Annotated in this window: 1 protein-coding gene; it reads left to right on the forward strand. The window is 57.2% G+C overall.

Annotation, left to right across the window (positions count from 1 at the left end; genetic code table 11):
* The first annotated feature begins 100 nt into the window (after window positions 1–100).
* On the forward strand, window positions 101–9,895 hold the full coding sequence (locus NATTI_RS0121095) for a type IV secretion system DNA-binding domain-containing protein (protein ID WP_241434402.1): 9,795 nt from the start codon (window positions 101–103) through the stop codon (window positions 9,893–9,895).
* Window positions 9,896–10,804 lie beyond the last annotated feature (909 nt).

The raw sequence follows: 10,804 nt of genomic DNA on the forward strand, positions 1-10,804 counted from the left end.
CCCAGATTGGATTCAAGCTTGCTCTAGGTATGGTGACGACACGGTTTCACTCATTTCCGCTCTGTGAACTGAGGAACTATTAAAAACTATGAATCCAACCATGACAGACCCGTTAGGTCGAATCGCCGATCACGCTTTGCCCGACTGGATCAAACACGTCCGTCATTCCCAACTTGGGTCGCGTCCGTATGATGCGGTCGCACTTTCAGAAGAACAAGCAGATCAATTACAAGAGGCAGGTGAGTCATACCAAGGCTACCTCAACCGAATCCGTCCACACAAAAACGAGGACGGCCTCGAGTACGCCAGCGAACTCATCTCCACCCTCCACAACGAAAACGCGTCTCACTCGCGGCTCGCCCAGAAATTCAACCTCGCAGAGGAACCGAAAAAGTTCACCTTCGAACTGGTACTCAACGACGAAACCGTCGAGTTTCACTGGGGACTGCCCGACACGATCGAACAGCGAGAGTTCCGCCAGCAGGTCTACGGACTGTACCCCAACTCCGAAATCAAGCCCGTCAAGAACAAGTTCCCCGAAATCGATCCGGGGATGTACGTCTCTGGGGGTAAACTTGAGCTATACAGCGAAAAATACCGTCCGATCAAAGGCACCAAGGGAGCTGATCAATTCGAAAACGACCCCTACCAGAGCATCCTGAGTGAACTCGTCGGTTACAGCGACGAGATTGCGATCGTCCAGTTTGTATTCACTCCCGCAAGCGACAAGTGGACAGAAGGCCACAAGTACCACGAGTTTAGCGCTGACCAGATCAACGATAGTCTCACGTACGGCCGAGTCAGAGGGAGTTACTGGAACCCCCGATTAGACGATCCCTCTTCAAAGGACCTCCGAGCAGCAGACGCTGTCCTCAATCAAGAAGGCAAGCAAGCCTTCTACGTCAACATCCGCTACCTCGTCTTCGCTTCAGCTTCGAAAATCGCCAAACACCACGCTCACGGTATTGGGTCGGTCTTCTCGTCACTCTACCACAACGACGAAATCGATCAGACGTTCACGCCACTGGCCTACCACGGCGATGGTCTCCTTGAGGAAGCTCGCCGAACAGCAGCCCGGGAGTTCCATTACGACCAGACCGCGCTTACAGTGGAAGAACTCGCGTCTGTCGCTCACCTCCCCGGCGAAAGCGTCGAATCAACAAACGTTGACTGGACTCGGAAAGGCGTCGGGAATCGCCCACCCGCCCAAGCCAAACGAACGGTCAAGCCGCCGGACATGGAGTACCAACGAGACACCTCTGATGTCAGCGGTGACGCCCTCGCGATGAGTTCCCTGTCGAACGACTCGATGGAGGAATCAGACACTGTCGGCAGTGAAACCACTGATAGCGATTCACTCCTCTGGAAAGGTGCCGAAGTCCTCGCACGCTTCCTCTTCGATGACAAAACTGACTCTGCAGATACCAACGCCCAAGGGGAAGATACTGTCGTCAAAATCGATAGCCCCGAACGACAGGAGGCATTCAACAACGTCTATCGCCGGTTCATCAACGGTGAACTCACCCGCCAACAGATCAAGGCCCAGTACAACGAGAACGTCGCAGATAACCTCCTCCGGAAATTCCGTGAACGACGTGCCGAGGAGATGGGCATCGACCTCGAGGAACTTGAGGATGGATCGATCTTCGACCAGCCGGGCGCTCGGAAAACACCCGACGAAGAACCAGAGCAGGACGACAAACCGGCCACGCAAGAAGATGACCAAGACGACGATACTGCAAGCGAACACACACGCGAGACATCTGCCCCCGAGAGCGTTGAAACGACGTCGGGGCTGCCAGACACGGTTGACGACACACTCCCCGAAAAGCAGGAGTCTGGACTCCCGGCGACTGATCGCCGTGGCTTAGAGAACCCAGCCCACCCAGCCCACTACGTCTACGATCAGGCTGACAGTGACGTCCAGTTCCGGCGTGAGCCGGGCCTTCAGCAGTACTTCCCGTTCGAACTCAAAGCGTTCGCGAGTGGCAAAGAGTATGCTGAAGAGGGAGCCGTCTACTCCGGCTTCGACGTTCGCGACCGACTCGTCCACTCCCACGAACACAACCCGGACGAACCCATCTGGCTTGGCTACGATTCCAACCCAATGGACGGGATTCGAGAAATCGGTCTCGAGCCGTTCTCGTGGTTCCGCCATGCGACTGTCTTCGGATCGACCGGGAAAGGGAAATCCACGACGCTGAACAACATCATGAACCAGATCGCCCGGAAGGATCATGGCTTCGTGTTCATAGACCCCAAGGGCGATACCGTCGACGACCTGATCACGCAACTTCCCGAAGATCGGATGGACGACATCCTCTGGGTCGAACCCGGCAGCGAAACCTTCGAGCAAGTCGCGGGCATCAACTTCCTCGAGCCCGGCAACTGCGAGACGGAGAAAGAGTTCAACCGGGAAGTCGAGTCGATTATTGACGATCTCCGGGCCGTCCTCCGTGGCGGTGAGTACTGGGGACCGAAGATGGAGGGGATCACGTGTAACATCGCTCGTGCGATGATCCGCTCCCGGCGCAAGTTCACCCTCGTGGATATGTACTACGTGCTGGCCGACAGCGAGAGCCGAGCGAAGTTCTCGAACGTCGTCAGCCAAGAAGGGATGACGTTCATTCACGAGTACACCACGAAAATCGCAGAGATGGACGACGAAGAAATCGACCCGGTGCTGCGCCGGATTCAGGACTGGGTCGAGGACCCCATCTCTCGGGGTATCGTCGCCCACCGAAAGGGGACGATCAACATCTCCGACGCCGTCGAAGAAGGAAAGATCATCCTCGTCCGGAATACGATCCGCTCCGACGAGATTCGGAAGGTTGTCTCGACGGGGATCATGCGCCGGGTCTGGTCGACCATCCGCAAGCGAGAGAAGATGCCCGAGGCAGAGCGGGAACCGTTCTTCGCGATCATGGACGAGTTCGACGACATCGCCTCGGAGAACATGGCGCTCGACAAGATGCTCTCGAAGGCCCGGTCCGGGAAGATGGGCGTCATCACCTGCTTGCAGAATCCATCACAGGTGCGGGACTTCGCACCACAGACGCTCAAGCAGATGTTCGGTAACTCGGACACACTGATCAGCTTCGGTGTCACCGAGGTCGATGACGCGAAGATCATCGCCGAGCGTTTCGATGACGAGAATATCGACTCGAGTACGTTCATGTCACTGCCAGCGTTCACGGCACTGACGTCGATCTCCGTGATGGACGAGGACGGCCCGATGCGGTCGGACCCACTGGCACCCAACACGTTCGCTGACTACCCGCCGCGGCGGACGAAAGCCGACGCCGAAGCGATCATCGGCGAGAACCTCGCTGAGTATGGTGTCGATCCACTCGAGCAGGACCTCGACGAATCCGAACACGCCCTGATGCACCTCGGCGGTGAAGCTGACCTCACCAAAAGCTTCCTCGAGGCGTTGTGGGCCGAGCAGATCCGACAGAATGCCCTCGATACACTCGAGGCCGACTACGAGACGCTGGACCCGTCCCCGCCACTCAACATCGATGCCCCAAGCGCCGATACCGATGGAGAAGCGGTCGCTGACGGCGGCACACTCACCGTCACTGTCGAAGACATCTTGGACGGCTTCAAACGCCGGACGAGTACCGCATTTGAGGAACTCCCCGATGGAGTGATGCTTGACGAGGAGTACGTCGAACTCGTCGAGGATGAGGATGAACCAGACGACGACTCGATCCGTGGCAGTGGCGGCACCCCACCCGGTGAAATCCGAATTGCGGAAACGGACACTGAACTCACGATCACGGACAAAGGCATCCGTGCCGTCCTCGAGCAAGCTGATGAGGACTGGCGACCTGAGACGGAGAAACACAATGAGGTCCTTCGGCGTGCGTTCGTCGTGTTCTCTGCAATCGGCATGGAAGTCACCATCGTACACCAAGAGAACAAAGAGAGTTTGCCAGACGCTGTTGCGTTCCCACCGATTGACACCACCGTTGAAACAAAACGGGCAGCGAAACTGCTTGAACAATTCGAGCGGGACTTCCCGATCGCTTCGGAACTCTCTGATGGCGGCGCAATCGCCATCGAAGCAGAGACTGCAACCTACAAGAAACCAGCACGAACCCTCGAAAACCTTGCTCGAGCAATCCGAAACGAGCAGAAGACGATGTTCATCACGCCAGAGAAGGAAGCAGATGACCGAACTGCGCCTGCTGCTCGAGTCAACCACATCCTGACTGACCCAATGTTCCATCGAGGTCACCTCCGAATACGTCCAAACGAGGACGAAGAGGATGTCGATAGTCCTGAAAACCGTGACCCACTCCCTCTCTACTACAACAAGACAGAGTACCTGAACCTCGGGACTCCAACAGATGGCGAACGCAAACATGCAGTGATCGAACGAGGGAAACAGGCTGTTTGGGTGAAGACAGACGACAACGAGCTCAGGCTCTACAACGGAATGACTGGCTCCAAGCGGCGTGGGAAACTCCGCATGGACGAGCACTTCGGTTCAACCAATGCTTTCGAGTCATGGTGCCGATTTGACGACCATAACAACGAATGGATCGTCTATCCGGGTGGTGAAGCACAGCGATACAACACATTGGGTGATCTCAAAGAAGACTGGCAACTCGTCTACGAACCATTCGTCCCCGAACGCGAGTTCGAGGAGCAACCATCCGAAGACCAATGGGACATCGTCCAAACGCCGCTTCCAGACTTCCTCTCACCTGCCGGAAGTGATGAAGAGCCAGAAGTAGAGGGACCATCCGAAACAGACTACAACCACATCGGCGAGGTTCCAGAGGAGGCTGCACTCGACCAAAATCAATCAGCAGATGGAGATGAGGACGACAACGACCCTGAGATAGACGCACGCAGAGCCGGGTTCACGAGAGAGGCAGTCCCACTCCCCAACCGACTGCTTCCAGAAGAGCTCCCAAACAGCACCAACAACGCTATTGGACAGTCTGTCACCGGCGGCCAACAGTATACAACATTACCCGACGATGCCCTCGAGTCAATCATACCTGACGAGTATCAGGACGACTATCGCGGCTTGACCGCACTCGCAGTAGCGGGCAACGATGCCGACCCGGTCGGACTCGACGAAGGCAGCGATGAGACTACAGAAGAAAGTGAGGGACAAGCCCCGGACGATACTGACGATACTAGCGTCGACGCTGAAGTCTCAGACGACGGCTTCGAAGTTGAAGATGACGACGATGGCCCAATCGATGTCCTCGGGGATGGAGACGAGACCGACACCAGCGCCCAGAGCGGCGCCGAACGAATCGCAAAGATTGAGTTTGACCAATACGCTGCTATGGAAGACCTGAACAACTACTACATCGCAAACGACGCCGACGAGAGTACCGCCCCCGAAGATATTGAGATCGACGACGAGGCCGTTGCCGATCGCTTCGGAAGCAAGAAGCCGACGACCCGGAAGTTCTGGACACGGATCTGGGACTCAGCAAACGTCGACGAGACCAAACCGATCTACCGTAACCGACTCCCCGGCGCAGTCGAACTCGCCGGCACTCGGAGTACACAGGTAGCCGATGCAGTCCAACTCGGCCTCGCTTCGGGCGAACTCGTCCCAGCTGGCGAAGACGAAGACGCTGTGCGACTGCCCGGCCCTCGCGATGCCTACCGCGACTACCTCGAGGATGATGAACTCGCGGAGGCTCAAGAGTGGAGTAACTGGAAACGGGTTTGGGACCGCTGCAATCGTGACCACTCCGAGTCACTCCCAGTCCGGCGAGTCGTCATGATGGCAAGGCTGGTTTTCGATGTCGAAGAGCAACTGGCTCGAGCATCGATCGGCGCCGCAGTCGATACGGGTGTTCTCGGCGAATCTGGAACGGACCTCACACTCGGCGACCGGAGGGTCCCGGCCTTCTGGCGTGCCGTCCTCGATAACCTCAACGAACCTGCCCATACGGACAACCACCTCCCCGAGCTCGTAAGTTGGGTCCAACTCACCCACGATATCGATGAGTCGGTGGCCAAGGCCTGCATCGATGCTGGTGTCGATCATGGCGCAGTCTATACCCAAGATGAGGGTATGGAGACCTATCACATCAACACACCTCGAGACAACCGTGGCCCGGAAATCGCTGAGGAAGCGTTCGATCCAGACGCCTACCCTCCAAGTGGCGATTCCGATAGTGGTGCAGGCGACAATGGCGACGGAGACGATGACGACAACTCTGGACCGAGCCAAACCGACGGAGAAACTGAGTCACCCCCATTGTCCGAGCAAACCGAAGCAGACAGAGATGGACCTGCCACGGATTCGTCGCCGACTGACGCAACGTCCAACTCCAGTGGAGCGGACCACAACGAGAACCAACAGGAGGCAGACAGCACACCCGGAGAGCAGGCGACCGAGACCGATGCGACCAAGACCACGTCTCAAGACGAAAATCGCACAGCGACCGACTCAGCGACTCACAGCGAATCGACCGATCAAGACTCGAGTGCTGACGGGGAACAGTCTTCTGAGACACCCACTGAAAATGACGATGGCTCAGAAGACGAGAGCGCCTCACAGAGCGATTCCAGTGAAACGAGTAGTGTAGGTCAAACAGCAGACGGCGAGCCGCGTACCGAGCCCAACAGCACACTCGAAACGAAAGACACGGACGACCTTCGACTCAAACCCACACCGGACCTCGGTGCCGTCCAAGCCTGTCTCGAGGAAGCCGCTCAGTTCTTCCACGACCAACTGGACCAAGAGATCGACCACAACGTCGAGTGGAACGAAGACCGAGCGTTCGAGGAAGGCTACCGAATGCCCGAGACCCCACGCGAGTACTTCACCAGTCTCGAGGGAAGCGATCCAGCCTACCCAGTCGAGCAGGATCCCGATGCTGCCGATGCGATGCCCGCCCATCGCGACGACCAACCAACGGGAATACAGTCGGTCGCAGACGCCGAACAGAAAGTAGCCAGCCCCAGCGACTTCGCCGTCGACGGGCAACCCTACCAGTTCCTCGGCGCCGATCACCGTGGCTGGAGCGAGTCGATCGTCGAACAGAAGCAACTCGGCTGGGCACCCGCCTTCGGCAAGGAACTGTTCTTCCATCTCGAGGAGGAGGGCTTCTCCCATCACACAATGGTCGCGACGGGGCTGTTCACGAAACCGAATGACGCCTACGGAGAGAACAGCGACGGTGAGGGCTTCGTGGACTACAGCCGCGTCGATGATCCAGACGATCTATCGTGTCTGTTCCGTGGTCGCTACATCTTCCCCTACTACGACGAGGAAGGGAGAGTCGCGTTCTTCATCGGCCGCTGTCCCGATTTCGACACCGAGTATGGCACCCATCCCGAAGACTTCACCAATGGCAAGTACGCCAAGCTCGCGACGACGAAGAACTACACCATCGTCGAAGAGCCGATCTACGGCCGAGAGACGATCCGCGACGGCGAGCCACTCGTCATCACCGAGGGGATGGCCGACGCGATCACCGCTCATGCTCACGGTATTCCGTGCATCTCGCCAGTGACGAAGACGTTCAAGCTGAAACACCGCGACGTACTGGCCGACATCATCCGCGGGCGCCAGATCCCCGACGTCTACTTCCTGCAGGATAGCGACCCACCGAAGCGTGTCGTCCTCGCCGAAGAAGATCAGGATCACGACGAACGGGCCTGCCAACGAGCAATGAACGTCCGGAAGCTGTTCTGTACCGGCGAGTTTCCCGGCGGGCCAGAGTTCACGCCAAACACTGTCGTCAGTGCCGCCGAAAACGATATCCTCGACGATATGCTCGAGGATCAGGACCTCCGTGTCTCCCCACCAGCCGATCCAGAGGCAGACGCCGAGGAAGAGACACCGGTCACGGCTGATGAAGTTCCAGTCCACCTCCTGACGACAGAGATGGACCGACCACGTGGGACCGGCCCAATCAGCGAGGCGATCGAGATTCACCAACACGGGCCCGGTGTGGACAGCGCGGTCAACATGGGTCGCGTACTGGATACGCACACCCCATCCCCTGACGATACGTTCACCGGGACCGTCCAGATGGCCACAGACATCTATCGCGAAGAAGTCGTCAACGGCGATTCCGATCCTACGAACGACTACAACGACCTGATGTCGGAACTCGCAGACCGACTTCTCTCGATCAACTTCGAGACCGAGGCAGACACCGAAGACGACTCGAAGAGTGAAGAAGACGGACAGGCCGCCCTCGCGGATGAACCAGACCCAGACCGTTTCGACTACGGTGGGACGAACGTCTGGCTGATCGAGCTCCCACAGTTCGGTGACGAAAAGCGCGACCTCGACGACTACCTACAGAACGGTTGGCTGGCGCTGGCGCCGCCTGCAGACTGGGCTCTCCGACTGACGATGGAAGATACCCCATCGGTCAAAGAACAGCGTGACGGACAAGCCACGGCCCCTGAGTGGATGCAGGCACTCGCCCAACGTGCCGATCCCGTCGCAGACTACCCGACCGGCATGGACACGGACTCACTGAACTACCCAGTGGCTCACGACCTCCTCAACACGGTCGGCTCGATTCCGCACGCAGCGGCTGGAGACGACTTCCCAGTGAAGTCGCCGCACGTCATCAACTCGGTTCCGGAAGCCGACAGCGACGAACTGCAGGCCACTCACAGACATCCTGTTGCCGACGCTGCCGAGCTACGGCAAGACAACAATGCACTCACCCCGACCCCAGAGTCGCCTCATGTCTACCCACCACTCTCGCTGTTCGGCGTCATCCCGACGATACACCCAACGCAGCATCCCGCAGCTTCGGGGACAGTCGGTGGCCTCGTCAACTCCGACAGCGCCTCGACGATCGATGTCGACCCACAGGAGATCGACGATCGTGCTGAGGAGCAGGACTACAAGAGACTCACTGGGAAGCACAATCCCATCTGGAGTCTCGAGCTTCGCGACCTCGGTCTGACCCCCGGCTCGCGAGGGAAGAATCCGTTCGGTCACTTCGGCGAATCGCAGAACTACTTCGTCGTGATCGACGACGATTTCGCCTACTGCCACAAGCGCGAGGCAGTATACAATTTCCAACACTTCGCCCTGTGCGACATGGGCCATCGCGACGGATCCACGTCGGCGAAAGGTCAGAATCTCGATGACTATGAATACTTCCTCCTGTGGAAGTACGCACGCCAAAATGGACTGGTCCCAGAGCACACACCGATCCCGCTCAAGGGGCTGGTCGGCTACGCGCTCAAGCACGACTTCTGTGACCCAGAAGACCTCGAGCAGTTCGGGGGTTCGGAGGGGGCAGACGACGGGGCAGATGACGACGATTCGGGATCGAATGAGAAGCCGCTCACACGTAATCTCAAGCTCCCCGATGACACCTACTTCCCAGTTCTCAAAGATATCGAAGAAGAGACTGGATACACTCCTGCACGCCTCGGTGACAGCGGATCCAGAGAGGGACAGACCGACCACGGTGATGGCCCCAAAGATGCCCCCGATGTGGACCCTGATGAAGTCGCCCGTGAGGAGGCACTCGAGAAGTTCAGTGGCTACTATCTCCTTGGGGACGACTGGCCGGACCCGATGGACCAATTCTTGAACGGGTTCGTCGAGTTCGATGACGAGATCACTGCGGACAAAGACGAGTCCAATTTCACCCCCGTCTCGGACGTCCGTGATGCCTACAATGCATGGGTACAGATCACCCTCGAAGACCTACGTCAAGATCCTGAGAAAAACGTCGACGAAGCCGACATCAAAACCTACGCCCCGGGCGGATTCTCGAGCCGGTTAAAGTCGGTTTCTAATGTGGATCTCCCGAAGAAGAAGATCACGATCGAGGGTCGTGGTCGCCCCCGATGCTACTTCGGTATCACCCTGACTGAGGAGGGCGAGCAGCTCGCCCAGCTCGAGGGTGAGTTCACGGACGATTAGTAGTTCACCACTGCCTTTCGACCTCGATTTTCGTCGTTCACCTCAACCGTTTCCCGCTTACTTCTCAGATTTCGTATGTGGATCTCACTTCCTATTCACTACTGTAAGACCACCACAAAATCTCTTCTAACTCAACGTTCAGGACTCCCAATTACCCCTCCACCAACCGCCTCTCAACGCCTCTCAATCGAACTATAATCCACAGACACAACCAGAAAATTATCTCTGGTATTGGCGGTCTGTGGCGAGTATAGAGATAGCCTGCTCCAGCGCCGTCTCTGAGTTAGCTGACCACCCTCGGATATCCAAATCAAAACCGCAAGAGGGAGACGGGTGTCCGGGGGTTAGATGTAGGGAAAACCACTCCAATATAATCCGTAGAATTAGGTGCGGATCGCGATTAGACGCTGGCCTCGATTATTACAGCCCCACAAACATGGAATATGCGATTTCCGAGAAATATGAAAATAACCATACGGCGTCGGGTGTCCGGGGGGTCGCCAATCCAAAATATTACCCCCCGGACACCAGTCTATAATCGCAAGACGGAGACGGGTGTCCGCGGGTTCACTTCGGACTTTATTCCGCTTCTAATACTCACATTTCAGATACGAAATTCCATATCGTGAAAATAACCATACGGCGTCGGGTTAGGGGTGATTTCATCACTCCTCTGTGACCCCCCTCGGACATCCCCACAAAATCGCAAGAGGGCGTCGGGTGTCCGAGGGGGTGTTACCCCATCAACATTTTTGACTTAGAAATACGCACACTAAACGCCTGTAACGCAGGAATATGAGCTCTCGAGTAGTTATTACAGACCTGAGTTTATTTCACACTTTGAGAGCCCCCCTGATTTTGCCAGCGGCGTCTGGAAAATACCGGTCTATCCCCCCGTTGGGTGGGGGT

Source organism: Natronorubrum tibetense GA33, from assembly GCF_000383975.1.
Lineage (GTDB): Archaea > Halobacteriota > Halobacteria > Halobacteriales > Natrialbaceae > Natronorubrum > Natronorubrum tibetense.

What these genes read in the sequence shown, in the direction of transcription:
- NATTI_RS0121095 (WP_241434402.1), top strand. Translation starts at nt 101, where the DNA reads ATGACAGACCCGTTAGGTCGAATCGCCGATCACGCTTTGCCCGACTGG.